The sequence below is a fragment of the Desulfatitalea tepidiphila genome (assembly GCF_001293685.1).
Classification (GTDB): Bacteria; Desulfobacterota; Desulfobacteria; order Desulfobacterales; family Desulfosarcinaceae; genus Desulfatitalea; species Desulfatitalea tepidiphila.
This window is the reverse complement of the sequence record NZ_BCAG01000003.1, coordinates 2,701,572-2,727,493: the sequence shown is the minus strand read 5'-3', so window position 1 is coordinate 2,727,493 and position 25,922 is coordinate 2,701,572. Positions and strand designations below refer to the sequence as shown.

General features: G+C 56.6%; 22 protein-coding genes and 1 tRNA gene. 16 read left to right on the top strand and 7 right to left on the bottom strand.

The window, feature by feature from the left end; translation table 11 throughout:
• Positions 1–10: 10 nt before the first annotated feature.
• Entirely contained in the window at positions 11–2,530 is a 2,520-nt protein-coding gene (locus DFT_RS16675; RefSeq protein WP_054032273.1) for a sigma 54-interacting transcriptional regulator, read from the bottom strand.
• 207 nt (positions 2,531–2,737) lie between these two features.
• Here DFT_RS16675 and DFT_RS16665 point away from each other — a divergent pair, with 207 nt between their 5' ends.
• Genes DFT_RS16665 through DFT_RS16650 form a run of 4 tightly spaced genes read left to right on the top strand, consistent with a single transcriptional unit; the run spans position 2,738 to position 4,697 of the window.
• Positions 2,738–3,034: a DVU0150 family protein gene (locus DFT_RS16665; RefSeq protein ID WP_054032271.1), complete on the top strand. Its 297-nt coding sequence runs from the start codon at positions 2,738–2,740 to the stop codon at positions 3,032–3,034.
• A 33-nt stretch (positions 3,035–3,067) separates the two neighbouring features.
• Positions 3,068–4,123, top strand: a complete 1,056-nt coding sequence (locus DFT_RS16660; RefSeq protein ID WP_054032270.1) for a sulfite exporter TauE/SafE family protein — start codon at positions 3,068–3,070, stop codon at positions 4,121–4,123.
• Positions 4,124–4,137: 14 nt separating this feature from the next.
• Positions 4,138–4,473 carry a hypothetical protein gene (locus DFT_RS16655; protein WP_054032269.1) on the top strand — a complete coding sequence of 112 codons (336 nt, stop codon included), beginning with the start codon at positions 4,138–4,140 and terminating at the stop codon, positions 4,471–4,473.
• A 32-nt stretch (positions 4,474–4,505) separates the two neighbouring features.
• Positions 4,506–4,697 carry a hypothetical protein gene (locus tag DFT_RS16650; protein WP_054032268.1) on the top strand — a complete coding sequence of 64 codons (192 nt, stop codon included), beginning with the start codon at positions 4,506–4,508 and terminating at the stop codon, positions 4,695–4,697.
• Here the strand turns inward: DFT_RS16650 and DFT_RS16645 are convergent.
• The 4 genes from DFT_RS16645 to DFT_RS16630 form a co-directional block, all read right to left on the bottom strand.
• A complete protein-coding gene (locus DFT_RS16645) occupies positions 4,694–6,295 on the bottom strand; it encodes a bifunctional aminoglycoside phosphotransferase/ATP-binding protein (RefSeq protein WP_054032267.1) in 1,602 nt (533 codons plus the stop codon). The two genes, DFT_RS16650 and DFT_RS16645, sit on opposite strands and share 4 nt — an antisense overlap.
• 5 nt (positions 6,296–6,300) lie before the next feature.
• Complete coding sequence (locus DFT_RS16640; protein WP_054032266.1) at positions 6,301–7,260, bottom strand: L,D-transpeptidase; 960 nt, start codon at positions 7,258–7,260, stop codon at positions 6,301–6,303.
• Positions 7,257–7,574: a hypothetical protein gene (locus DFT_RS16635; RefSeq protein WP_054032265.1), complete on the bottom strand. Its 318-nt coding sequence runs from the start codon at positions 7,572–7,574 to the stop codon at positions 7,257–7,259. Before DFT_RS16635 ends, DFT_RS16640 begins: the two co-directional genes overlap by 4 nt.
• Before the next feature lie 258 nt (positions 7,575–7,832).
• A complete protein-coding gene (locus DFT_RS16630; protein WP_054032264.1) occupies positions 7,833–10,307 on the bottom strand; it encodes a glycogen/starch/alpha-glucan phosphorylase in 2,475 nt (824 codons plus the stop codon).
• Positions 10,308–11,073: 766 nt separating this feature from the next.
• Here DFT_RS16630 and upp point away from each other — a divergent pair.
• The 12 genes from upp to DFT_RS16575 all read left to right on the top strand — a co-directional run bounded on the left by upp (position 11,074) and on the right by DFT_RS16575 (position 23,181).
• Complete coding sequence (upp, locus tag DFT_RS16625) at positions 11,074–11,700, top strand: uracil phosphoribosyltransferase (RefSeq protein ID WP_054032263.1); 627 nt, start codon at positions 11,074–11,076, stop codon at positions 11,698–11,700.
• Between the two features lie 42 nt (positions 11,701–11,742).
• A complete protein-coding gene (locus tag DFT_RS16620; RefSeq protein WP_054032262.1) occupies positions 11,743–12,999 on the top strand; it encodes a uracil-xanthine permease family protein in 1,257 nt (418 codons plus the stop codon).
• 116 nt (positions 13,000–13,115) lie between these two features.
• The gene (mnmG, locus tag DFT_RS16615; RefSeq protein WP_054032261.1) at positions 13,116–14,990 is read left to right on the top strand and encodes a tRNA uridine-5-carboxymethylaminomethyl(34) synthesis enzyme MnmG; all 1,875 of its coding nucleotides are present in this window, start codon (positions 13,116–13,118) and stop codon (positions 14,988–14,990) included.
• A gap of 3 nt (positions 14,991–14,993) precedes the next feature.
• Positions 14,994–15,611: an ABC transporter ATP-binding protein gene (locus DFT_RS16610; protein ID WP_054032260.1), complete on the top strand. Its 618-nt coding sequence runs from the start codon at positions 14,994–14,996 to the stop codon at positions 15,609–15,611.
• Between the two features lie 19 nt (positions 15,612–15,630).
• Entirely contained in the window at positions 15,631–16,428 is a 798-nt protein-coding gene (locus DFT_RS16605) for an ABC transporter permease (protein WP_054032259.1), read from the top strand.
• Positions 16,429–16,636: 208 nt separating this feature from the next.
• The gene (locus DFT_RS16600; RefSeq protein ID WP_054032258.1) at positions 16,637–17,551 is read left to right on the top strand and encodes a DnaJ C-terminal domain-containing protein; all 915 of its coding nucleotides are present in this window, start codon (positions 16,637–16,639) and stop codon (positions 17,549–17,551) included.
• Between the two features lie 291 nt (positions 17,552–17,842).
• Positions 17,843–18,370, top strand: a complete 528-nt coding sequence (gene hpt, locus DFT_RS16595) for a hypoxanthine phosphoribosyltransferase (protein ID WP_054032257.1) — start codon at positions 17,843–17,845, stop codon at positions 18,368–18,370.
• Positions 18,371–18,386: 16 nt separating this feature from the next.
• On the top strand, positions 18,387–20,852 hold the full coding sequence (locus tag DFT_RS16590) for a zinc-ribbon domain-containing protein (protein WP_054032256.1): 2,466 nt from the start codon (positions 18,387–18,389) through the stop codon (positions 20,850–20,852).
• Positions 20,853–20,945: 93 nt separating this feature from the next.
• Positions 20,946–21,022, top strand: a tRNA-Met gene (locus tag DFT_RS16585).
• Between the two features lie 122 nt (positions 21,023–21,144).
• Positions 21,145–21,276: a DUF6538 domain-containing protein gene (locus DFT_RS27365; RefSeq protein WP_369688318.1), complete on the top strand. Its 132-nt coding sequence runs from the start codon at positions 21,145–21,147 to the stop codon at positions 21,274–21,276.
• 216 nt (positions 21,277–21,492) lie between these two features.
• Positions 21,493–22,377: a fumarylacetoacetate hydrolase family protein gene (locus DFT_RS16580; protein WP_054032255.1), complete on the top strand. Its 885-nt coding sequence runs from the start codon at positions 21,493–21,495 to the stop codon at positions 22,375–22,377.
• A 15-nt stretch (positions 22,378–22,392) separates the two neighbouring features.
• Positions 22,393–23,181 carry an SDR family oxidoreductase gene (locus DFT_RS16575; protein ID WP_054032254.1) on the top strand — a complete coding sequence of 263 codons (789 nt, stop codon included), beginning with the start codon at positions 22,393–22,395 and terminating at the stop codon, positions 23,179–23,181.
• 223 nt (positions 23,182–23,404) lie between these two features.
• Here the strand turns inward: DFT_RS16575 and DFT_RS16570 are convergent, their stop codons facing one another.
• Both DFT_RS16570 and DFT_RS16565 read right to left on the bottom strand, forming a co-directional pair.
• Positions 23,405–24,370 (bottom strand): 4Fe-4S binding protein, encoded by a 966-nt coding sequence (locus tag DFT_RS16570; protein WP_054032253.1) that lies wholly within the window; start codon positions 24,368–24,370, stop codon positions 23,405–23,407.
• Between the two features lie 38 nt (positions 24,371–24,408).
• Positions 24,409–25,872, bottom strand: coding sequence for an MATE family efflux transporter (locus DFT_RS16565; RefSeq protein ID WP_200907071.1), 1,464 nt, complete (start codon positions 25,870–25,872; stop codon positions 24,409–24,411).
• Positions 25,873–25,922: the final 50 nt, after the last annotated feature.

The window sequence follows — 25,922 nt, the reverse complement described above, 5'->3', positions numbered from 1 at the left end:
CACCGCCACATCAAGGTTCTTGTTGGGGTGAGACATTCGCGCAGGGGACATAACGCGTGGCCGGCCCCTGACCGAGTTTTCGCAGCAATCCTTTGTCGACCAGATCCTGCAGGTCATAGAGGGCCGTCCTGGACGAGATGGCGCCTTCCCAGAACGCGTGGTATTCGCTGCGGGTGATGCCTCCCTGGCTGACAATCAGGGGATAGATGTTGGCCTGCCGGGTGTTCAGCCTATGGTGGAGGGCGATTGCGGCCGCATCTGATTCATTGACCTGGGTATTGGCGACCGAATCGCGGCCCGGCTCATCGGACTGCAGCCGTTGCACCAAATTGTCATCGCCTTCAAGAGCCATATCGTCGGCCCGGATCAACCGTCCCTCGGCCATGACCACGGCCCGCGTGATGCAATTGATCAGTTCGCGGACATTGCCCGGCCAGCGGTACCGTTTCATTTTTTCCATCGCACCTTTGGTCAGGAGCAGTTGTTCCTTCCGTGCCATTTCCCTGGCTTTAAGGAAATAGTGCCATGCCAGGATCACAATGCTTTCCGGCTGTTCACGCAACGAGGGTGTTGCAATGGTGATGACCTTGAGGCGGAAGTAAAGATCCTGGCGAAAGACGCCCTGTTCCACCAGTCGGCTGAGGTCCGCATTGGTGGCGGCGATCAGTCGGACATCGATGTCGATCTCTTTGTCGCTGCCCAGCGGTTTTATCTTGCGCTGGGCCGTGGCCCGCAAGAGCGCCTGTTGTACCCGTGGAGAGGCCGTCTGGATTTCGTCCAGAAAAAGGATGCCCCCTTCGGCCTCCAGGAATGCGCCTTTACGGCCGGTCCTGGCCTCGGTAAAGGCCCCTTTCACGTGGCCGAACAAAGTGTCCAGCAGGAGATTTTCGTCCAGTTCCCCGCAATTGATGGCCACGAAAGGCTGGTTGCACCGTTGGCTGTGGCGGTGAATGGCTTCCGCAGTGAGTTGCTTGCCGGTGCCGGTCTCTCCGAGAATGAGCACATCGGCGCCGGCCCGGGCCGCTTTGAGGATTTCCTGCTTCAATCGCTCAATTTTTGGGCCCACGCCGACCATCTCCGACAAAATGTCTTTTGTTCGATCCAAAGACAACGAGGGAATATCCGTTTCGGTGAGTGGTGTCAGATCCTTAAGTGCGGCGGCCTGGCGTTCCATCGTCACCATCTGCTCATCGGCGCTTCTTTGCTGAATCGCTTCCAGTACTTGGTTGATACCGGCTTGAAGGCGCTGGATCTCCTGTCCCCGGCATTTGATCGACAAGGGTTCCCCGCTTCCGTTCCGGCGGATGTGGTCAAGTGCCGACACGAGTCGTCGGATCGGCAGGGTGATGGTTCGGCCTAATAATTCGATGAGAACGATGAACAGCAGCACTGTCACGAGAATGATGATGAATATGATGTCGATCTGTTTGAACATGGCGATTTCGGTCAAACGAGAGCGCTCGCTGATGGTGACGCCGCCATAGATGGTCGGCCGGCCGGTTTTGTCCCCGTGGAACCATACCGGCGCATAGGCGGTATACCGGTCACCCAAGATGCTTTTTGGGGCGCCGGGGCCTTTTTGCCAGATGACGCCGCTGCGACCGTAGCGGATATCGGCGATCATTCTCCAATAACTCTCGAATGCCTGATCGGGCAAAAAAGCCACCGACAGGTTTTCGTTTCCGAGGGTGCCTGAAAAGTCGGCCCGCGCCATATCGGTACCCAGCTCGGTTATTGGGGATTCGACCGCTTCAGCTTCAAACAAAATCCACCCTTCCGCATCGACGAAATAGCTTCCGCCTTTTCCGGTCCCCTGAACTTTGGAACGAATGGCAAAGGTTTCGGCACGATGCCTGGTGAGGATGTCGCGCAGCCCGCGGACCTCGGCGGCCAGCAACAGATATCCGCTTTGACCAGATTTGACTCCTGCAACAGGCGTTCCAAAAAATATCACCCAGGCAACGACCTTTTGATTGGGGTGTTCGGTGGAAAAAAGGGGATACTCAAGCCTCAATACTTTCGACGCCCATACCTGGCCCGGCGCTAGGTGGCTCAGTTGGTCGTAAAAGCTGAGCGGGCCAGGGTCGATCTGGTCGGCATGCTGCGGCGCGGCCTGATGAATCTCCTTTTCATGCGTGAAGAAGAAACGGTGTTGATCGGTCTTTTGCGAGATAAAGGAGAGTTCGAGATAACGTATGCCCGACGACGTGCCCAGTGTTGCGAGGTGATTGCGCAATGCTTCCGGATCCGGTGCGTTTCTGGCAATTAGGCGCAAATCCCGGGCGCCGGCTGCGAGATAGGATTCCACATCCCGTGATAGGGCCTGCACCTGCAGACGGGCGGCACTTTCGAGCATTTCGTTTATGAATACGGCATGAAGTCTAAAGGAAAGGTAGCCGGTCAGAACGAGTACGAGGATAATGGGCGGGATCAGCCCGAGGCGCATTTTTGCTTGAAGCGTGCTTGCGCCGGGGGCATCGCGCAAATTGCGCCCCTCTTCGGATGGCCTGCGTTTGAAAATGTGCAGCATCTTGGGCGGCTCCTGTGGTCAGAAGCATAAGCTTTTTTCTAACAACCTGAAATTGAAGGTGATAATCTATATTAGTTTGTGGGCCGTGTCAATGCGCATTGAGATGGCACCACCTTTGCTCTCCGACAACGTGACGGGGAACATGGACCGTGAAGATTTTTCCCAATCGATCCTATCGATCGACCAAACGGCACAAAGGAGGAGGAAATGAAAAGGTTGCGCATGATCACCGGGGCGGTCGGCTTACAGCTTTTCGCTCTCATCACCTCCGCCTGGGCAGGCGGAGAAAAAGCGTCGGAAATTGTCGTAGTAGCGGATACGCGGGTGCTTCATAATCCAATTGTGCGATACATTGCAGACACTTACAACACGAACCTGTGGTTGTTCGCCGTCTGGAGCGTGGTCCTGACCGCCCTTTTCGGGGCGTTTCTTGGATTCTTGATGGACTGGCTGATCAACAAGACCGGTCTGGACCTCAGCAGTCGCAAAATTATCGAGCACTGAACGAGTATTCACTGAATAATGGAGGAGACTTTCATGGACGTTCTCAACTCATCGTGGCTTTATCTTTATATGCCCATTGCCGGCATGCAGATCTTCTGGCCGGGCCTGGTGCTCATTGGCTTCTCGGTCGGCACCATCGGGGGGTTCTTCGGAATGGGCGGGGCTTGGATGGTCACACCCGGTCTGAATATTCTCGGTTTTCCCATGGCGTTTGCCATCGGCACCGACATGGCCCACATCGCCGGCAAATCGATGATCTCCACCCTGCGGCATTCCAAATTCGGAAATGTGGACTACAAGCTGGGCCTGGTGATGCTGATCGGAACCATGGCCGGGATAGAGGCCGGTGCCCAGCTCGTCATGTACCTGGAGCGTCTCGGCCGAGTGGATGCCATCGTTCGCTGGGTCTATGTGGGATTTCTGGCCCTGATCGCCACCATGGTATTCTACGATTACGCCAAGGCCACCCAACAGAGAAAAGCCGGGCAGGTCGGCGAACACGGCGCCAAGGGTATCACATGGTACACGGCACTGCACCAGATCAAGATACCTCCCATGGTCCATTTCAAAGTGGCGGGCTTCACCTGTTCGATCTGGCTGCCGGTTGGGGTGAGCTTTCTAACCGGTATTCTGGCAGGATTCCTGGGCATTGGCGGTGGATTGCTGCGCATGCCCGCACTGGTCTACCTGATCGGCTGCCCCACCCACATCGCTGTGGGCACGGACCTGTTCGAAGTGATGATCTCCGGTCTTTACGGTGCGTTCACCTATTCATTGAAAGGGCGCATCGAGATCGTGGCCGTGTTTGTCATGCTCACCGGCGCGGCCATTGGCGCGCAGATCGGCACGGTGGCGACGAAGTACGCGCAAGGTTACGGTATACGGGTGGCCTTCGGAATCGCGGTCGTGTGCTGCATGCTGTCGGTGATCCTGAAACAGTTCAAGTTCAACGTGTCGGCGGCGGTCTTGATCTTATCGACCATAGCGCTCATTTGCCTCTATATCATCAAAATCTTCTGGCAAGGTGCCGCGGAAGAGATCCGGTCGAAACGCCGCCTGCAGCATCAGCAAAGCCAGGGAACGGTATAAGGGAGGTCGCATAAATGAAAACAAGGTGCATTTCCATCATCATGTCTATTGCTCTGCTGATGCTTTCGGCAAGCGCGGTGTCGGCGGCCGAGGTGGCCCAGGGCAAGTGCATTGAGTTCAACACCGCCGGTATGCAGATCCTTCTGGAAGAGTATAGCCCCGAGATCTCCAAGGAACATCCTTACGGGCCGCCCACCGGCCGGGTTTCCGAATTTCATGTCGCCCGGGCCAAGATCGGGATCCCTCCCGAGCCCGGCGACATACTACGGATTGCCTATACGGTGGAAGGCGGGATCAGGCAGGCGATCAAAGTGATGAATGTCAGCAAGCAGGACCTGCGCAAGAAGTAAAGTGCTGACGCAATACACCAAAGGAATACGCCATGAACGTCAGGAAAACCATCGTGATTATCGGGATCGACCTGCTTATACTTGTGGAGCTGTCCGTGGCTCTCTATTTCAGTGCCCAGGGGGGAGTAGCCGACATGCCGGCCCTGTTTCTCAAGATCTTCGTGCCCGCAGTGATCGCCACCATCCTCGTCGGCCGGCTGGCCCTCAGAAAAGCCAGGGTTTAGCCGGCCGAAGAAACGCTTTGGAAGCGGCTGCCGAGTACATGCAGGAGAATGGTTTGTCGTAAAGCGTGCCGAAGGGGTTTTTCAGTATCCACGATCTGATGAAAAACCCCCTCGGTTGGCGTGTAAGGCTGGAAGCTGCTTTTGAATTCGCCCATGTGGGAAACGCGGGCATCGGATACTGACGGTTTCGTCTCCCGCTCGCGGAGCCTGGCGGCAAGGGTTGCGTCGGAAGCCCTGCACTCGATGAAGATAGTGTTTGCTTGCGACCGCCGGCCGATATCGCAGGCGGCGGTGCGCCAGGCTGCCTTGGCGAAGGTGGCATCCAGAATCACGCTTTCCTGGCAGTCGAGCCGCTCATGGGCCATCGAAAGCATGCGGTCATAGGTGGCCGTCGTGGCATCAGGCGTGTAGAGGCCTTTTCCGAATGCAGTGGGGCCCTCCAACCGGCCGTTTGCATGGAATAATTGCTTGCGGATCACATCCGATCGGAGAATCTCGATATCGAAAATTTCTCCAAGTTCGGCGGCAAAGGTGCTTTTGCCGCTTGCCGGCAGACCGAACACCACCCACAGGGCCGGTCGTTGGAAGGCGGCGGCATAGCCATGGGCCATGCCCAAATACTTTTTGGCAGCCGTTTGAGAACCTTCCCGCGCCGGCGAGCCCGGCACCAGTTGTTCGATGCGCAGGCAGCTCACTTTGCATCGCACCATGGCACGATAACATCGATAAAAATCTAATACGGGCAGGGCATCCAGATCGTCTGTATGTTCCACGTACCGACGGATAATAGTGTCGGCTGTTTCGGGAAAGCCCTGATCTTCCAGGTCCATGGCCAGGAAGGCCAGGTCGCTGATGATGTCCTGGAAGCGGAAGCGGTCGTTGAACTCGATGCAGTCGATGATCTGGATGCCCTCCTGCGTGAAGTAGATATGATCGCTCCGCAGGTCGCCGTGGCAATCTTTGATCTTGCCGCTCTCGATCCGACGTTCGAACAGCGGTCGGCGCGATTTGAAAAAACGGTGTGTCGCCGTTTCGATGGTTTCGAAGGCGGTTCGGTCCAGGTACCGGCCGGCAAACGGTCGAAGCACGTCGAAGTTCTCCTGCCAGGGCGGCACCGCGTCCGGACGCTCGTCGATTATGCCGTTTTTCCCGACCGTCGCGGTCTCTCGATAGAAGGAAACCAGGCGTCGCGCGAGGTCGTCGATATCGTCGTCCGCGACGGCGGATCGCTTGAGCCTCTCGATCATGACGTCGTCCTCGGCAAGCTGCCGCATCTTGACTGCATATTCGACCGGATGTCCCGGTCCATGGAACTGGTAACCGGACGGTTGCGAAGTGATGGGAACGACTTCGAGATAAACGTCCCGGGACAGTCTCCGGTTCAGCATGACTTCCCGTTCACAATAATGACGCCGAAGTTCGAGGGTCGTGAAGTCCAGGAATCCGAGATTGACCGGCTTTTTGATTTTGTAGACAAAGGATCCTGTCAGAAACACCGTCGAAATGTGCGTTTCGCATTGGTGGAGGCGGCTGACGGGGTGGGGATAAAATTCCGGCTGCTGCATGGCTTTGAGGATTTGGAGCTGGTAAGATGCCATGGGGATCAACCGCCTTCTTCGGCCGCCTGCAAGGGGGGATCCCGTGTGACGTCGGCCGGGAGACCGTTTTGCTGTTTCAGTGCCCGATACATCTTTTTGGCATCGACGCGGTAAACCAGGCCGCGTTCGTGCAGCAGGGCGAACCCGAAGCTCACCAGGTCGCCGATGCGCCCGTAGATGTCCGGGTGAACTTCGACGAAGATGCGATCGTTCAGCGGTCCGATCTTGACGGGTTGGTAGATGAGGTTGACCTGGGTGCCGACCGCCACCTGGTCGAACAGTACGGTAATATCTTCGGGATAGAGACGGATACATCCATGCGTCACCAACCGGCCGATCGACCAGGGCACATCGGTGCCGTGGATGCCATAGCGGGTGCCGTTGAGTCCCATCCAGAAGTCGCCCAGGGGATTGTCCGGGCCGGGAGGAAACCAACGAACGTCATATTTGTGCCGTAAAGAGGGGGGCACGGACCAGGAAGGATTCTCTTTTTTGTCGCTGATGGTGAAGTTCCCGATGGGGGTGACCGCATCCTTTTCGCCGATGCCGATGGGAAAGGTCGTCACCCGCCGGCGATCCTTGGAGAAGCGGTAGAGACGCAGTTCAGCCACGTTGATCACGATCTCCGCAGGGCCTGCGTGGGGCAGGACCCAGAAGGAGGGAATCATGACCTGGGCGCCGACGGTCGGCAACCATGGGTCCCAGTCGGGGTGAAGCAGTTCGATCTCGTTGAAGCCCAGGTCATAGAGTCGGGCGACATCCAGCAGGGTTTCACCTTTTTGGATCGCATGCTCCCACGGGTGGCCGATAAGCGCGTTGCCCGGTGCCAGGGTGTAGGTACTCCGCTGCTGCATTTGGGTAGAGTTGCCGAACACCGGGGCATAACCCCAGTGGACCGCCCAAAAACAGCAGAGGATGACCAGAACACCCCGGCGCCAGGTTATCCGGTCGAGGCAGTGTTTCACTTTTTCATTTTTTGCATGAAAATCGCTTCCGCCTTCTGGGCCATCTCCTCGGCCAGGGCTGCGGCAGCTTCGGCCCGATCGGCAGCCCTTTCAGCTCTGGCGGCCGCTGCCTCGGCCCGTTGGGCGTCGGTGCCGACCATGCTCTTGGCCGCCTGGGCTTCGCTCAGCGCCTTGCTGGAATCTGCCACGGCCTGGTCGATTTTTTGTTCCAAATCACCTATCGGTTGGGCGGGTGAGGTCGCGCATCCTTGAATCGATGCAAACATCAACGCGGCAACCAGCAGGGTGACGAATACCAACGATTTTGTCTTCATAGTTCCTCTCATGGTGTTTTCCTCCTTTGGGTTGGTGATGACCCGACCCTGGCACCGAAGATACATGGCACAGGGTCGAGGCGGAAACCATTAGGATTAATGGCACTGTAACGGAACGTTCGCCAGTGATAGCGGCATATATATCAAAAGTGTGACAATTTGTGCAATTGGTAAAACTGCTCATTTTCAACTCGATATATGGGCACTCCTATGCAGATCCCGACGCCTCACCTTCTTTCATTTGAATTTCCCTCGACCCTACACGAGGCGTCGGACGTGCCAGATGTGGTTGGCATACTCCATCACCGCACGATCGCTTGAAAACCGTCCCATGCGGGCCGTATTGAGAATCGACCTGCGGGCCCATGCTTCCCTGTCGGCAAACAGCCGGGCGGCCGTTTCCTGGGCCTCGACATAGGCGCGGTAGTCGGCAAGCAGCATGTAGTAGTCGCCGCGTTCGTAGATAGCGCCAAGGATAGGGGCAAACAATGATGGATCGTGGGCGGAGCATACCCCCGACGCGATGGTGTCCAATGCGGATCGCAATTCATCGTCACCGCGGACACAGGCATTCGGATCGTTGCCGTTCTTACGCCTCTCCATGACCTGTTCGGCCGTCAGACCGAAGATGAAGATATTTTCGCGGCCCACGGCCTCCATGATTTCGATGTTGGCCCCATCCAGGGTACCGATGGTCAGTGCACCGTTCAGCGCCATCTTCATGTTGCTCGTGCCCGAGGCTTCCATGCCGGCCGTGGAGATCTGCTCGGAAAGGTCCACGGCCGGAACGATCTTTTCCGCCTGGGAGACGCAATAGTTGGGCAGAAAGAGCACCCTCAACCGGCCGTGGACATCCGGATCGCTGTTGACCACGTTGGCCACGGAATTGATCAGTTTGATGATCAGTTTGGCCAGGTAGTAGGCCGGTGCCGCCTTTCCGGCGAAGATGACGGTGCGCGGCACCACGTCCGCCTGAGGGGCGGCTTTGATGCGGTTAAAAAGAGTGATGACGTGGAGCACATTGAGCAGCTGGCGTTTGTATTCGTGGATGCGCTTGACCTGGACATCGAACAGGGTGTCGGGATCGACGCCCAGTTTGATTTTGCGCAGGATGTAACGTGCCAATCGCTTTTTATTGGCCTGTTTGGTGGCCATCCACCGTTGGCGGAAGTCGGCGTCTTCGGCATACGGAACGAGCTCCTCCAGCCGTTCCAGATCGCAGATCCAATCCGGACCGATGACCGAGGTGATCAGGGAGGAGAGTTCGGGATTGCACTGGGCCAGCCAGCGTCGGGGTGTGACGCCGTTGGTGACATTGCGGAAACGCCGGGGATAGAGCGCATGAAAATCGCGGAACAATTCTTTCTTCAGGATCTGGCTGTGCAGCTCGGCTACGCCATTGACGGTATGACTTCCGACGATGGCCAGATGGGCCATGCGCACATGCTGCACGGCGCCTTCACCGATCAGAGAGACCCGGGCGGCCAATCCTTCATCGCCCGAACGGCGCCCGCGCACCGTTTCCAGGAACCGGTGGTTGATCTCGAAAATGATCTGCATGTGGCGCGGCAGCAGCCGGGCCATGAGATCCACCGGCCAGGTTTCAAGCGCCTCGGGCAGCACGGTGTGGTTGGTATAGGCGAAGGTCTGCTCGCAGATCCGCCACGACTCGTCCCATCCCAATCCCTCTTCGTCCATGAGCAGCCGCATGAGTTCAGGAACCGCGATGCTGGGATGGGTGTCGTTGAGCTGAATGGCGACAAAATTGGGCAGATCGGCGAAGGAACGGTTCAGTTTGCGGTAGCGGCGCAGAATATCGTTCAGCGTGGCGGCCACAAAGAAGTACTGCTGTTTGAGCCGCAGCTCCTTGCCCCACTCTTTTTCGTCGCTCGGGTAAAGTACCTTTGAGATGTTTTCGCTCACCACCTTGGACTGCACCGCGCCGATGTAATCGCCCTGATTGAAGTTTTCCAGGTTAAATTCACGGCTCGATTGGGCCGCCCACAGCCGCATGTTGGTCACATGGTCGTCGCCGTAACCCGGCACCATGATGTCGCAGGCCATGGCCATGACCACTTCACCGTCCACCCAGCGATAACGCTGGCGACCCGCCGCGTCGCGGTAGGTTTCGGTGCGGCCGTAGAACCGTACCGGCAACAGATAATGACGCCGCTGAATTTCCCAAGGGGTGCCCTGACGCCGCCAGTTGTCCGACTGTTCGCGCTGGTAGCCGTTGTCGATGATCTGGTGAAAAATGCCGTAATCATATCGAATCCCATATCCATAGCCCGGCAGGTCGAGGCAGGCCAGTGAGTCCATGTAGCACGAGGCCAGACGACCCAATCCGCCGTTGCCCAAACCCGCGTCCCACTCCTCTTCCTCCAGCTCGTCCAGGTCGAATCCCATGTCGGCCATGGTCTGACGGGCTTCTTCTTCCATACGCAGGCTGATCAGGTAGTTTTTCAAGAAACGACCGGGCAAAAATTCGAGCGAGAGAAAATAGACCCGCTTGGCCAGCGTGTCGTAAAGCGCTCGCTGGGTTTCGATCCAGCGTTCGATCAAACGATCGCGCACGCTGTAGGCCAATCCCATGAACGCGGCATATTGACTGGGTTTTGACGGGTCGTTGCCCAACGTGAAACAGATGTGGTGCATGACGCTTGTTCTGAGGGTGTCAAAGGAGCGTACTTCGGAGGGTGCAAGGGTTTGAACGACTGCGTTGGGGGCACTCATAACATTCCTTCCTGTCAATTGCGTGACGTAAGCAGGGTTCCGTTTGCGGTCCGGTCAGGGGAAAATGGTGGCGATGCGATCGGCGGAAGCAGCTGAAAAACGAGTCCTAGCGTATACAAAGATCCATTTGGGATCAACCCCATTTATGGGTTCCCATCGATTCTACCGGAATGCTATTCATTAAACCCGGCGAGGATAGAATAGGTGGCCGATGCCACACGCCAAGCGGTCAAGTGCCGGTAACATGCACGGCGGGCGGCCCAGAAACTCGCTGCGCTCAAACAGTCTGGGCCGCTTGTCCGCCGTTTGCATTCAACCGGCACTATCGACCGCTGGCGCATGTGGCCCTGGCCTCCTGCTCCATCCACGCCTGCCCTCTCCGTTGCCATGCAAATTTTTTCTCAAAAAACTTTTGGAGAGCGTCCCTTCAGGGTGAATCGCGTTTAGTTAGAACTGCTGATGGGTTCCTGCAAGCGCGCGGGGTTCTTTGGCAAGCATGGGTGTTTGCACAACATATTGTGCTATCAAAACTTGACACGATACAACATTTTGCATAAGGCTGGGATGCAGTCAATCTTATGCCGATGACTTTCGCCTATTTCAACAAGTGTGCGTCCACAAATAGGCAAATTGGGTCGAGATCAAGGCGCGCGGAAAATTTAACCACAGGCATATGGTCGATATTCCTAGGATTAAATTTTCCGTGCAACGCCGATATCGGGCCAATTGGCCATTTGTGGATGTGCACTTAGCAAAGGAGATCGCCTTGCCTGTCAAACTGGTGCAACACCCACTGATTCGACACAAGTTGGGATTGATGCGGGTCAACGATGTGACGACCAAGGATTTTCGTGACCTGGCGTCTGAAGTCGCCACGCTGCTGACCTACGAAGCCACCAAGGATCTGCCCACCGAGCCCACGACGATCCAGGGATGGGCCGGCCCGATTCAAGTCGAGAGGATCAAGGGAAAGAAGATTACGGTCGTTCCCATCTTAAGGGCCGGGCTCGGGATGATGAACGGCGTGTTGAACATGATCCCTTCCGCCAGGGTGAGCGTCATCGGCCTTTACCGCAACGAGAAGACCCTGGAGCCGGTGAAGTACTATGTGAAGATGACCAGCAACATGGAGGAGCGCATCGCCCTGATTCTGGACCCCATGTTGGCCACGGGCGGAACGCTGATCGCCACCATCGACCAGATCAAGGCCGCGGGCTGCCGGATGATCAGGGGGATTTTCCTTGTGGCGGCGCCCGAGGGCCTGCGAAATTTGGAAAAGCGCCATCCGGATGTGGAGATTTTCGTGGCTGCCATCGACGAGCACCTCAACGACATCGGATACATTCTGCCCGGACTGGGCGATGCCGGCGACAAGATTTTCGGCACCAAGTAGGGTCACACATAAACTTCCGGTGCGGCCGGATCAGGAGATGGCATGTCGCGAAACCCAAATACTTCCACTGCGTATGACTTCAGAATGCGAGACAGCCTGGTCGGCGCCCAGATGCTTTTCGTGGCGTTCGGTGCGCTGGTGCTGGTACCCCTGCTCACCGGGTTGGACCCCAACGTGGCCCTATTTACGGCCGGCGGCGGCACCTTGTTGTTCCAGTCGCTGACCAAGCGCATGGTGCCTATTTTTCTGGCCTCCTCCTTTGCGTTCATTGCCCCCATCATCTACGGGGTAAAAACCTGGGGTATTCCGGGAACCCTGTGCGGACTGGCGGCCGCCGGTCTGCTTTACGTGCTGCTCAGCATCGGTATCAAATTGTTCGGCAGCGGCTTTTTGCAGCGCCTCCTGCCACCGGTGGTCGTCGGTCCGGTCATCATGGTGATTGGATTGATCCTGGCGCCGGTGGCGGTTTTCATGGCACTCGGCAAGACCGGAGACGGGGCCGTCATTCTCGTTCCCCAGGCAAAGGCACTGATCGTCTCCATGGTGACCTTGCTAACCACCATTCTGGTCAGCCTGCTCGCCAGGGGCATGTTCCGCTTGATACCGATTCTCATCGGGATCGGGGTGGGTTATGGTGTCTCCATTCCCATGGGGATGGTGGACTTTGCGCCCATTTTCGAGGCGGCCTGGTTTGCCGTGCCGGCCTTTGTGCTGCCCGAATGGAATCTGCAAGCCGTGCTGTTCATCGTGCCCGTGGCCATAGCGCCAGCCATCGAGCACTTCGGCGATATCCTGGCCATCGGCCATGTCACCGGAAAAGACTACCTCAAGGAGCCGGGAATCCACCGGACCATGATGGGAGACGGCCTGGCCACCTCCCTGGCCTCTTTTCTCGGGGGCCCCCCCAACACCACCTATTCTGAAGTCACCGGCGCGGTGACCCTGACCCGCATGTACAACCCGGCCATCATGACCTGGGCCGCACTCTTTGCCATCGTGCTGGCCTTCATTGGTAAAATCGGCGCCATTCTGCAAACGATTCCCGTGCCGGTCATGGGGGGTATCATGCTCCTCCTGTTCGGCGCCATCACCGTGGTCGGGCTCAACTCCCTGGTCAAGGCCGGCGACGACCTGACCGAACCCCGCAACCTGTCGATCATCGCTCTGATCCTGGTCTTCGGCATGGGCGGCATGGCCTTCGATGTCGGAGAGTTCAGTCTCAAGGGGATCGGCCTGGCCGGCATCGTCGGGGTGGTGTTGAACCTGGTCTTGCCAAAGGGGGTCGGCGCCAAAGAATAGATTGCGGATTCAGTGGGTTAACGGGAATGGCGCGTACGCCATCGGCCGCCTCGACTTTCCGCCGAAATCGTTATATAAGCCTGCCATTGATGTGAAACGCAGGTGTACTATCCAACATGGCGACCTATCCAAAGGATTATGATCTGATCGTGGTCGGCGCAGGTCATGCCGGCTGCGAGGCAGCCCTGGCCGCGGCCCGCATGGGATGCAGCGTGCTGCTCCTGGCCATCGACCTGGACAAGATTGCGGCCATGCCTTGCAGCCCCAGTATCGGTGGCATGGCCAAGGGCCAGCTGGTCAGGGAGATCGATGCCCTGGGCGGCGAGATGGCCAAGATTACAGACCAATCGGCCATTCAGTACAAGCTGTTGAATACCAAAAAAGGTCCGGCCGTGCAGTCGTCCCGCACCCAGAACGACAAGCAGCGGTACCATGTGGCCATGAAAGCCGTCCTGGAGCGCCAACCCCGCCTGAACCTCAAGCAAGCCCTGGTCGAGCGGCTGGTCATGGAAAACGGGCGCGTGGTGGGCGTCGAGGATCACACCGGCTACGGCTTTCAGGCCGATGCCGTGGTTCTGGCCACCGGCACCTTTCTCAGCGGCCTGGTGCATATCGGCTTTACCGCGGTCAAGGCCGGGCGCGCGGGCGAGTTTGCGGCCTATGGTCTGGCGCAAAGTCTGGCCGCCGTCGGCCTGCGCCTCGGCCGCATGAAGACCGGCACGCCGCCGCGGCTGCACCGCGACAGCATCGACTTTTCCAGATTCGACGCCCAGGAACTGGAGGGGGAGCCGCGACCCTTTTCTTTATTCAGCCAGGGCATCCATCTACCCCAAGTGCCCAGCTATATCGGGCGCACCAACCCCCGGGTCCATCAAATCGTGCGCGACCACCTGCACTTGTCGGCCCTTTACGGCGGGGTGATCAAGGGCACGCCGGCCCGTTACTGCCCCTCGTTCGAGGACAAGGTGGTGCGTTTCAGCGACAAGGAGAGCCACCAGGTCATTCTCGAACCCGAAGGACTCGACACCCAGGAGATTTACGCCAGCGGCCTGGGCAACAGCCTGCCCCTCGACATCCAATTGCGCGTCGTGCGATCGGTGGAGGGGTTGGAAGCGGCCGAGATCATGCGGCCCGCCTATGCCATCGAGTATGATTACGTCGATCCCATTCAGCTCAAGCCGACCCTGGAGACCAAGCCGGTGGCCGGGCTTTATCTTGCCGGCCAGATCAATGGCACCAGCGGGTACGAAGAAGCTGCGGCGCAGGGATTATGGGCCGGCATCAATGCCGCCTGTCGCATCCAGGGCAGGCCCCCCTTTCTCCTGGACCGGTCCAAGGCCTATGTGGGTGTGATGATTGACGACCTGGTCACACGCGGCACCCGGGAACCTTACCGTATGTTCACGTCACGTGCCGAATACCGACTGATGCTGCGTGAGGACAATGCCGACCTGCGGTTGATGGCCATCGGGCACGAACTGGGCCTGATCGCCGATGATGCGGCCCAGGCGGCCGTGGAACGAAAAAGGGAGATCGACGCGGAGATGGGGCGGTTGCGCACGACGGTGGTCAAGCCTTTGCCCCAAGTGAATCAGTATCTCGACGCCAGAGGCTCCAACGCCATCACCAGCGGCATCCATCTCGATCAACTGCTCAAGCGTGCCGAAGTGAATTACGATATCGTGCGGCAGCTGGCACCGCCGCCGAAACCCCTTGACGAGCGGGTGGCCCGCCAGGTTGAAATCGAAATCAAATATGAGGGCTATATCCGGCGGCAGCTGAGCGAGATCGAACGTTTCAAGCACCTCGAACAGATCCGGCTGCCCGACGATTTCGATTATGATCGAGTCCACGGGTTGTCCAACGAACTCAAAGAGAAGCTCTCCACGATCCGCCCCATATCATTGGGCCAGGCCTCCCGCATATCGGGCATCACGCCGGCCGCCATATCTGTGCTGATGGTGGCCCTGCGTGCCGGCGAAAAGAGTTGACCGATGAGCGACGGGTTGCGGCTGGAAGCGCTGGGTTGCCGATCGTTGAATCATCTGGATTTGACTCTTTCATCCGGTCAAGCCGCAGGCATTACAGGGCCATCGGGTACCGGTAAGTCGCTGCTGCTCAGGGCCATGGCCGATCTGGACCCCCATGGGGGGCGGATGTGGCTCGATGATGTCGCGGCCGATCAGATCCCGGCGCCCCAATGGCGATTCAAGGTCGCCCTGCTGCCGGCCGAGGCGGCCTGGTGGTACGATACGGTGGGCGAACATTTCGAACACTGGCCGCCATATGGTTTGGAACAGCTGGGATTCGACAGTGGCGTCATGACCTGGCAGGTGTCCCATCTGTCCAGCGGCGAGCGCCAGCGCCTGGCCTTGCTGCGGGTTCTGGTGAACCAGCCCCGCGTGCTCCTCCTCGACGAGCCGACCGCCAATCTGGACAAAACCAACACCGAACGGGCGGAAACGTTGATCGACGAATACCGGCGGCAGCACCGACCGGTGATCGTCTGGGTGAGCCATGACCTGGAGCAGTTGCGCCGCTGGTGCGACCCCATCTATACCCTGGGCAACGGCAGGTTGGCAATCTTCGACGCCGGACGGATCCCGGCGTGATTCGTCCACGGGAGATACCATGACCATCATCGCGCTTTCTCCGCTCGATTTGAGCCTGGCTGCCGGGCTGGTGGTGCTTTTGGCCATCCTCTCCCGGATCATGCGTCTGCAACTGGAGGGCCAGCTGGCCGTGGCCGCCATACGCATGACCATCCAATTGATGCTGGTCGGGTTCGTCCTTAAAACGCTATTTACCCACGTGCATCTGGGCTGGATCGCGCTGGTGGCCTGCGTGATGCTGCTGGCCGCCGGCCGCGAGGTGCTCGGGCGCCAGAAAAGACGCTTTGCCGGCCTCTGGGGTTTCGGCCTGGGCACGCTCTCCATGTTTATTTCATCGTTCGCGGTCACCATCCTGGCCTTGGGAGTTCTCATTCGGCCCCAACCCTGGTACGAGCCCCAATACGCCATTCCGCTGCTCGGCATGTTGTTGGGCAACACCATGAACGGCATCGCCCTGGGAATGGATCGTCTGACTTCATCCGCCTGGGACCAGCGGACTCTGATCGAAGGGCGCCTGATGCTGGGACAGAGCTGGCGCCGGGCGATCGAAGTGCCCCGCCGGGAGAGCGTCCGCAGCGGCTTGATTCCGATCATCAATTCCATGATGGCCGCCGGTCTCGTCAGCCTGCCGGGCATGATGACCGGCCAGATATTGGGCGGCAATCCGCCCATGGAAGCGGTTAAGTATCAGATTTTGATTATGTTTTTGATATCCGGCGGAACCGGTTTAGGCACCCTCGTGGCCATCGGCCTCGGCGCCCGGCGCCTGTTCGACGAGCGCCAGCGTCTCCGGTTGGACCGCTTGAAAAAGCGGTAGCGTCGCCGTTTGGCCGAACAGCTTGCCGAGTTTATTGAGTTTGTTGAATTCAGGGGGGCTGTCGGGGGACGGGCTTATTGCTTGTGGTGGTAATGGATGCCTTGACGCAGGCGGTGAAACTTCTTATCTTTTCGTGTGAATTTTACATGCTTTCCAATATTTAGATATATCCAGGCATCATCGCGACAAGAAATGGAGTAAGAGGCAAATGGCGGAAAACGATTACTACAAGACTCTCGGCGTCGACAAAAATGCGAGCAGCGCGGACATCAAAAAGGCCTATCGCAAGTTGGCGATGAAATACCATCCCGACCACGCCAAGGGAGACCCGGCCGCCGAGGAGAAGTTTAAAAAAATCAGCGAGGCTTATGCCGTGCTGAGCGACGACGAAAAACGCAAGCAGTACGACACGTTCGGATCGGCCGATTTCAAGCAGCGGTACAGCCAGGAAGATATTTTCCGCAATTTCGATTTCGGCGATATCTTCAAGGAGTTCGGCTTCGGCGGCAGGGGATTCTCGACCGGCGACGGGGGGTTCCGTTTCACCTTCGGCGGCAGCGGGTCGCCTTTCGGCGGCAGAGGGGCCAGGCAACCCGCACCCAAGGGATCCGATCTGGTGTATGAACTACCGCTCACCGTTCAGGAAGTCGCTGCCGGTGCGGAAAAGACCGTCTCCTTCCAACATCAGGGCCGCACGCAGAGTATCAACGTCAAAATCCCCAAGGGCATGATCAGCGGTAAAAAACTGCGGCTGGGGGGTAAAGGTGAAACCAGCCCTTATGGCGGCGCCCCGGGTGATCTCTATATCAAATCCGTGGTCGTGGACGATCCCACCTTTTCGGTGGAGGAATACGACCTGGTGGTTCATCGGGAAATCAAATTGACCGAGGCGGTGTTGGGAACCTCCATTTCCGTTCCCACCATCGAAGGAAAAGAATTGACGCTTAAAATCCCGCCTGGAACCCGGCACAAGACCAAGATGCGATTGGCCGGTCACGGACTTCCCCACATGAAGGGGCATGGGCGCGGCGACCTTTACGTGGTAGTGCTGATGCATATGCCTTCCCGACTCACCTCCGAGCAGAAGAAGCTGATGGCGCAATTGGCACAGACAGGCCTGTAAGGAATTAAATTTATTGACAAGAGTGCTGTCATCATGTAGCTTTTTGGCATCCTTATCCGGGGTAGTAAATCGGTTTGCAAACAGGTGACGGGCACGATTTTCGACACCCGCAAATCGGCGCGGCGGGCGTTGCCACGGCTCTTTTTTCAACAGCCTGCTAAAGCCATCGCAAGAGAATGACGATAAGGGTTTGAGAAACAGGAGTGGATAAGGAGCGACTTGCCGCTCGATGGCCGGCGTTCAAGCGCAACGGTATCGATCCCAAGCCTCTTTTTACAAAAAGCAGAGACCATGCCGGAATTGACACTTGTTTTAGACCAAAAGAGCATCGCCGAAAAGGTGGCCGCACTAGCGAAACAAATCTCTTCCGACTACAGAAATGCCGATCTGGTCGTTATCGGGGTGCTGAAAGGTGCCTTCGTTTTCATGGCGGACCTGATCCGGCATTTGAATATCGACCGCATGACCGTGGATTTCATCAGACTGGCCAGCTATGGAGACAAGGATCACTCCAACGGCCACATCGACCTGCTTAAAGATGCCGAGACGGATCTCAAAGGCAAAGATCTCCTCATTGTTGAAGATATCCTCGATACGGGATTGACCCTGGCCTTTCTGCGCGACCATTTGAAAAGCAGGCAGCCCCGCTCGGTCAAAGCCTGCGTCCTGATTGATAAATGCGAACGCCGACAGGTCGATATCAAAGCCGATTATGTTTGCCACAAGGTCAAGGAAGGTTTTTTGGTGGGCTATGGTCTGGACTATGGGGAAGCCTACCGGAATCTGCCGGGGATCTACCATTTAAATTTTAATGCCTAACTCATGAAGGTGTGACATGTTTATTACCTGCCAGGAATGCAACACCACTTTTCGCCTAGACGAGGCCCTGTTGAAGCCCACGGGATCCAAGGTGCGTTGCTCGCAGTGCCGGCATGTGTTTTTAGCCTATCCTCCGGCGCCTGAAGAGGTCGAACCGTTTCAGGAGGCCACCGTAGCGCCGACGATGATGTCCGACGAGGCGCCATCTGCAGCACCCGAAGCGCCGGAAGAGGCCCAGGAGCTGGAAGGCATCGATCTGGCCGAGCTCGATTCTCTATTGGAGGGCGACGCGCTCCAGGATACCGGTCCGCAGGAAGATGTGCAGCTGGATGTGGAGGAGGCACCGGCCGTTGATGACCTGCCCGAGTTGGACGATGCAGATCTCGAGTTGGATTTTGACGCCGCCCTGGCCCTGGATGATGAACCGAAAGCTGCGCCGGCAATTGCCGAATCAGAGGCCAGCGAAGAGATAGACCTGGACATGGATTTCAGCCTTGATGATGATCTGGCATCCTCAGCGGATGACACCTCGGCCGCGGTTGCCGAAATCGATGAAGCCCTGTCACTCGATGACGATTTCGAGGCGGCAAAGGCACCTTCCGAAGCGGGCGAATCCATCCCGGAATCGGACCTGCAGCTGGATCTCGATTTGGAAGGGGATATCGAGGATGCGGCGCCAGAAGTCCAGGCCACGGAAACGGTGGAAGCCACCGGAAGCGCAGGCGATGATCTGGACCTGGAGAACCTCGATTTCGATCTCGGCGACCTCCCTCCCGAAAAGGAAATGGCCGGCGAAGAGCCCGAATTGACCCTGGCCGAAGAAGATTCCGAGCCGTCCTTGGATGAGTTGGAACCTGCCTTGGAAACCCCTGTATCCGCTGCGGCGGAGGCAGGCGAAGATCAGGATCTCGATCTGGATATTGATTTTGGCGATGCACTCGAATCGGAAACCGGGCAGGGCGCAGAAAGCAAGGAACCGGAATTGGAACTGGCGTTGGAGCCGGAAAAAACGGGCGAACCGTCTGGTGACGATCTCGACTTGTCAGACCTGGATTCGCTTCTGGGCGGCGACGAAGGCAAGCCTGCGAAAGCGGACGCTTCCGAAGATCTTGAGCTGGAGTTGGATCTGGACGATGCCACCGGGCCCCAAGCTGCTGCGGAAGCGCCGGTCGAAGAAGAACTGGAAGATCTCGAATTTGAACTCGACAAGGAGTTTACCGACACGCCGGAGACTGCAGCGGCTGCGGTGAGTGAAGCAGATGAGGCGGTCGAGGAGGATGATGAAATCGATCTCTCCGATATTGAACAGATGCTCGAAGGCGACCAGATATCGGACCGGAAACCCAAGCCGGCCGAGGCCTTTGAAAGTGATCTGGATCTGGATCTGGGCGACGATAGCGGCGAAATCGATCTGACCGAGATCGAATCGGCCATCGACGCCGCGGAAAGCACCACTGCGGGGAATACGGCCGACCAGGAAGCGGACGATGAGGAGCTGGAACTCGATCTCGACTTGGATGACAAACCGCAAGTGGCGGCGGTGTCCGATGATCTGGGCCTTGATCTATCCATCGAAGAGGATGATACGACCAAAGACGACCTCGACCTGGATCTGGACCTGGAACTCGAAGGTGAAGGCGCCGTTGATAAAGACCAGGCCGTCCAAGTGGATGACAGCGAACTCGACCTTTCGGATTTGAGCGGCCTGATGGAAGAGCCCAAGAAGAAATCCGAAACCATCAACACCGGTGATATCGAATTGGAATTCGAGGTCGAAGAAGAGCCCGAGGAGCCGGTCTCCGTCGAAAAGAAGACCATCCAACCGGAAAAACGCACAGAGGAAATCTCAATAGAAGAGGCGCTCGCGGTGCCGCTGGTTGACGAAGAAGCGGAAAGGGTCGAAAAGCCGGCCAAACCGGCCAAACCGAAGAAACCGAAAAAGAAAACAAGCAAGTCACTGGTTGTGTTGCTCATTTTGATCTTGCTGGGCGGCATTGGTTATGGCGCCTATTACGCGGTGACCCAACTGGGTATCGAAATTCCCTATCTCAGCGAGTACATCAAGCCCAAGCCGCAGGATCCGGCCGGCACACTCAACCTTTCCACCCTGGAGATCAACAGCAAATTCATCGAAAACGGAGTTTCCGGCAGGCTGTTCGTCATTACGGGCAAGGTGCGCAGCGGTTACAGTGCCAATCGTGAAAAAATCCGCTTGCAAGGCAAGTTGTTCACCAAGGGTAAAGTCCTGGTGAAAACCGAGTACAGCTACGCCGGCATCCAACTCGACGATCAGGAATTGGCCACATTGCCCGTAGAACAGATCAAACAGCGTCTTACCGCCGTTTCCCAGGCGCAAACCGCCGCCACGGTGCTACGGCCGGGCCAGAATCTGCCCTTCATGGTCGTGTTTTCGGAGCTGCCGCCTGCCGAGCAACTGGATGAATTTGCCATCGAATTGCTCAGCTCGGTGCAAGCGCAATAACCGGCCATTTGGAGTTGACTCGCCGGATTCGAGCTGCTATATGAGCCGCTTGTCATTCGGCAATGCCGGTACCGATATGCGGCAAATCCATATGGCGATGTAGCTCAGCTGGTTAGAGCATGCGGCTCATATCCGCAGTGTCCGGGGTTCAAGTCCCTGCATCGCCACCATTTGAAATAAAGCCTACTGTTTCGGCAGTAGGCTTTTGTTTTTGTTAGATTTTCAACCAAAACGCCATGCCCTGCCACTGACACACCTTCCATACACACTTTGGACGGAATGAGGCTGCAAATTGCAACCGATTGGCAGGGCATCAAGCCACCTTGCGAGAAATCCATACCCATATTGTTTCAGGTTAAGCGTACCGATTGACTTACAGCGGGTAATCGGCAAAAAGGAAGTTCGATATTCACTGAAATCTTGATATTTTGGCCCTGCGAAAAGGAAGGCTTCTCTCTGTGCTGGTTTGTTCTGGATGGGTGTTGTCCCTATCTCAGACTTCAGCCGTAGCCAGGAAGGATGCCTGACTATTAGCTTTGCCTGTTCCTATAAGAGCTTTGAGACAACAGTTGACCAGACGGGAAGGGCATTCATGAAACTTGTGAAAGCCGTCCGGCATCTTTAAACCGAAGGAGCCATCATGAGATTGGCAACCATAAACATCAAGGGGTTGGAGACGGCCGCCATTGTCCAGAACAGTCACGCTTTCGTCATTGCCGCCATCAACGAGGCCCTGGGAATGAACTGGCAGACTGATCTTCTCTCCATTCTACGGCATGATCAAATCCGGTTGCTCAACACATGGTACAGGGACGGCGGCATGACCCGGATTGACTCCCTCTACGAGGCGGCGATTCCCCTTGCCCAGGCCAGGTTCGCGCCGCTTTACCGGAATCCCAGAAAAATCTTCGGTATCGGCCTGAATTACGTGGATCATGCCGCCGATCTGAACGAAAAGGCACCGAGCACGGAACCGGCCAGTTTCTTTAAGCCGGACACCACCATCATCGGCGCCGGAGACGAGATAAGGATCCCTCTGCAGTCCAAACGGACCACCGCGGAAGCGGAATTGGGGATCATTTTCGGAAAGGAGTGCCGGGATGTCCCGCTTGAGAACTGGCTGGAAGTTGTCGCAGGATTTACCACCATCCTCGATATGACCGCTGAGGATATCCTCGCCAGAAATCCACGGTACCTGACCTTGTCCAAGAGTTTCGAAACTTTTTTCTGCTTCGGCCCCCAACTGGTCACACCGGACGAGATCGAGGACGTCATGGCGCTTAAGGTCGCTACGATCCATAACGGTGACGTCCATGGGGAAAATGTGGTGGCCAACATGACCTTTCGCCCGGATTTCCTGGTATCCTTCCACTCGCAGGTCATGAAAATGTATCCAGGCGACATCATCTCCACCGGTACTCCCCGGGCGGTGCGCATCAGGCACGGAGACAGGGTTGCCTGCCGGATAGACGGATTTGCGCCTCTGGAGTGCCCGGTGGTAGACAAAAAAGAAAACCATCAATGAAATGGAGAACAACCCGTGGATTTAGGATTAAAGCACAAAGGCGTGATCGTCATGGCCGCAAGTTCAGGTCTCGGGAAGGCGATTGCATGTGAATTTGCCCGTGAGCAGGCCAGGGTAATGCTTTTCAGTTCATCAGAGGAAAAACTGAGAAAGTCCCGAGCCGATATAGAGGCCGAAACCGGCAACAAACCGGAATATTGTGTCGGAGACATTACCAAAGCCCGGGACATCAAGCAGATGGTAGCGGCCGCTGTCGAGAAATTCGGCGGGGTCTATGTCCTGGTGAACAATACCGGCGGCCCTCCAGCCGGTACGTTCGATACTTTTGACGATGATGACTGGCAGCGGGCCTATGAGCTGACCCTGCTTTCCTACATCCGTGCCGTCCGTGAGGTATTGCCCCATATGCGGGCTGCCGGAGGCGGCCGCATCCTGTGCTCGACCTCCTCTTCCATCAAGGCGGTTCTGGACAACCTGATTTTGTCAAATACCTTTAGAAGCGGCGTGGCCGGTCTGGCCAAAACCCTTTCCCAGGAACTGGGAAAGGATGGCATTCTGGTCAATGTGATTGGCCCAGGACGCATCGATACACCGCGTATCGAGCAGCTCGATAAAATCCGGGCTGACAGAACAGGGGTTTCCAAGGAAGAATTACAGCAAAACACCTTTAAGACCATTCCCCTGGGGCGCTACGGAAGACCGGAAGAGTATGGGAAGGTAGCAGTATTTCTTTGTTCCCAGGCGAACACATACACTACCGGACAGTCCATCCTGGTGGACGGCGGCCTTATCAAGGCGGTCTAACTTTTTGACTTGCTACGACAGGAGATGGGTCGAAGGAGGATTTTTGGCAATATTGTTCTCATAGCACAGGTATTGGTCAGCCTGTGATATAGCCTAAATCAAGGGATGGGCTTTATTCAAAATCGCATGGGATGCTGGCTATTGGCATTCAATCAGGGTCTTATAACCACTACCCACACACCCCTATTGCCTCCAAAGGAAAACCGAGATACCGGATTTTTCTTCATGGAAGGGGTCTCTTTATAACGGATTTAACGATCCGCACTTCTTTTGCGCTATGCTTTGCAGCCGTTTTTTCGGCTTGACTGCCCTGCAGCACATAGACAGGCTCCTTGCGTTCCTTCAGGGGATTAAATACCTCTTGCAGGTAACCTTTGCGGTCTTTCATGAAGTAATCCACAACCTCGTTGCCTGCGGGACAGACAGCCATGCAGTATCCACATTTCCATTGAATTTTGAATGCCAGGGACTGCCACATGCTCCCGGTCTCGTCTTGCCTGAATCGCTTTAGGTATTCATCAAGGCTGTTCGAAGAAATCATTGCATCGATCCAGTCTTGAAAGCCAACCATGTTCTCCCTGTAGCAGTGCGTCATACAAGCCATTGCATCAAATGGTTTGTTGATGCTTATGGCCCCGGTCGGACAAATGGCTGCACAGAGCTTGCAGTCGATGCAAGGGCTCTTTTCAAGCGCTTGATCATACTCATCTGCTTCGGTGTCGATCAAAAGGGTATTCAGGGAAACACAGGCGCCATAAATGGGATGAAGAACCAAGCGGTTCAAACCCATGTGACCCAGACCCGCCTCAACAGCCATGGTCTTATGGCCTACATCCCACAATTTTCCCGGCCACCTGTTCATATCCATAGGCCAGGATTCATTGACATATGCGCCGCGTACCCCCAGTCGGTTCAACTGTCGAATGACACGCCGCGAAATCTCCGTAACCTCATCACCCGTTCGGTGAAGCTCGTCATTGGCAACGTACCGCGCTTGACTTCGAACGTTTTCTCGATTGGCAGCGCGCATAAATGAAATGATACTTTTCGTCTTTGAATACACCCGCTGAATTCCGGCTCGTTCTGCATCGATTGCTTTGCGTTCGATTTCAACAAGCCCAACGGCATCCGCACCTGCTTCCAGGCATATATTCTTCACTTCATTGCTGGATATGACATTGCGATTCATTCTATTTTCCTCCGATAAAGAGAGCTTGTTGCGCACAATTACGAACGGAGCTTTCCCCATGCGCCGCAAAGGATCGACAGCGCGGTAACAGAGCCGAAAATGAGCATTCCCGCGGCAGTCAGAAACAAGAGTGTCTTCAAACCCATGTCCAGCAGCAAAACAGCCACCATTGCGCCACCCACGGCGACAATCACACGCAGGACACCGGCCGCAACCGGCCAGAACACTGTTCCGGCGCCCTGAGAGGCGAAGTAAAGAGAGAGCCCGACCCCTTGGAACACATACATGCCGCCTACGACTCTGAGATACAGTGAGCCGGATGCGACCACCTCCGGGTCTGCGGTATACAACCCCACCCACCATTCCGGCCGCACTGCAACGACCAGACCGATGCCGCCTGCCAACAATCCGGCCGCGGCCGCTCCGGTCCATCCAATGCGCAACGCCCGATTTAGTTTCCCTGCGCCCATGTTCACACCAACCATGGCGGTCAGTGCAGCCCCGATTCCGAAAATCAACGGAATTAATAAGAATTCCAGGCGGGCACCGATTCCGTAGCCGGCCAGGGCGGCCGGACCAAAACGGCTGACCAGACTGGTGATGCACACAATGGTCAATACCGAAAGCAAAGGAGAGACGGATGCCGGAAGGCCGACTCGCAGGATATCCCTGAATAGATCCTTTTTCAGGTGAAGGCCTGACAAACGAATATTAACCACGAGATTTCGGAAGATCAGAGGCCAAAGCAAGATCGTGGTCATGATTGCGGCCGAACAGACAGCTGATACCGCCGCGCCAGGAACGCCCAGGCGTGGGAAAGGCCCCCACCCGAGGATCAGTGCGCCGGATAACGGGATCTGAATAAAGACGCCCAGCACCAGGGCTGCGGAGGGGGATTTCATGTCTCCCATGCCGCGGTATATACTGGCAAGGATGTTGGTGGTCCAAATCAGAACGCAACCTGAAAATAGGACGACCGCGTACGCTTGGGCCCCAATCAAAATTTCGCCGCGGCCTCCCAGCAGTTTTAGGAAGCTTTGCCCAAATAAAAAATAGAGTGCGCTGCAAAGACCGGCACCCGCCAATGCCAGCACCAGGGCATGCCAGACGAGTGTTTGCGCCCGATCGATGTGCCCAGACCCGATGGATCGAGCAACCGAGGATGCCACTGCTCCACCGAGCGCGCCACCAGATAACATCTGCATCAGCATCAACAAGGGAAACACAAGGGCCAAACTCGCTAGAGAGAGGGTGCCTAAATGCCCAACGTACCAGACTTCGGCGATGCTAACCATGGATTGGATGAAAAAAGCCAACACATTTGGACTTGCCAGGCGGATCAACATTGGTAGAATCGGCCCTTCAAGAAGATCTTCGGTCAAGGTCCTATCCGGCCGCTCTCGGGCGGGAACCGAATCTACGTAAAGATTTTTCTGTAATGCTGATGCCTGCTCACCCATCGACGGCCCCTTCAGAGTTGAAAAATCGAGTTGATGATTCAATGGAAATTTTTCCTGATGAACCCGGATAAAAGTGTATATACACATTTCAA

Excerpts from the sequence above, each read along its gene's own strand:
- DFT_RS16675 (WP_054032273.1), bottom strand. The coding sequence starts at position 2,530 with ATGCTGCACATTTTCAAACGCAGGCCATCCGAAGAGGGGCGCAATTTG.
- DFT_RS16665 (WP_054032271.1), top strand. The coding sequence starts at position 2,738 with ATGAAAAGGTTGCGCATGATCACCGGGGCGGTCGGCTTACAGCTTTTC.
- DFT_RS16660 (WP_054032270.1), top strand. The coding sequence starts at position 3,068 with ATGGACGTTCTCAACTCATCGTGGCTTTATCTTTATATGCCCATTGCC.
- DFT_RS16655 (WP_054032269.1), top strand. The coding sequence starts at position 4,138 with ATGAAAACAAGGTGCATTTCCATCATCATGTCTATTGCTCTGCTGATG.
- DFT_RS16650 (WP_054032268.1), top strand. The coding sequence starts at position 4,506 with ATGAACGTCAGGAAAACCATCGTGATTATCGGGATCGACCTGCTTATA.
- DFT_RS16645 (WP_054032267.1), bottom strand. The coding sequence starts at position 6,295 with ATGGCATCTTACCAGCTCCAAATCCTCAAAGCCATGCAGCAGCCGGAA.
- DFT_RS16635 (WP_054032265.1), bottom strand. The coding sequence starts at position 7,574 with ATGAAGACAAAATCGTTGGTATTCGTCACCCTGCTGGTTGCCGCGTTG.
- DFT_RS16630 (WP_054032264.1), bottom strand. The coding sequence starts at position 10,307 with ATGAGTGCCCCCAACGCAGTCGTTCAAACCCTTGCACCCTCCGAAGTA.
- DFT_RS16620 (WP_054032262.1), top strand. The coding sequence starts at position 11,743 with ATGTCGCGAAACCCAAATACTTCCACTGCGTATGACTTCAGAATGCGA.
- mnmG (WP_054032261.1), top strand. The coding sequence starts at position 13,116 with ATGGCGACCTATCCAAAGGATTATGATCTGATCGTGGTCGGCGCAGGT.
- DFT_RS16610 (WP_054032260.1), top strand. The coding sequence starts at position 14,994 with ATGAGCGACGGGTTGCGGCTGGAAGCGCTGGGTTGCCGATCGTTGAAT.
- DFT_RS16605 (WP_054032259.1), top strand. The coding sequence starts at position 15,631 with ATGACCATCATCGCGCTTTCTCCGCTCGATTTGAGCCTGGCTGCCGGG.
- DFT_RS16600 (WP_054032258.1), top strand. The coding sequence starts at position 16,637 with ATGGCGGAAAACGATTACTACAAGACTCTCGGCGTCGACAAAAATGCG.
- hpt (WP_054032257.1), top strand. The coding sequence starts at position 17,843 with ATGCCGGAATTGACACTTGTTTTAGACCAAAAGAGCATCGCCGAAAAG.
- DFT_RS16590 (WP_054032256.1), top strand. The coding sequence starts at position 18,387 with ATGTTTATTACCTGCCAGGAATGCAACACCACTTTTCGCCTAGACGAG.
- DFT_RS16580 (WP_054032255.1), top strand. The coding sequence starts at position 21,493 with ATGAGATTGGCAACCATAAACATCAAGGGGTTGGAGACGGCCGCCATT.
- DFT_RS16570 (WP_054032253.1), bottom strand. The coding sequence starts at position 24,370 with ATGAATCGCAATGTCATATCCAGCAATGAAGTGAAGAATATATGCCTG.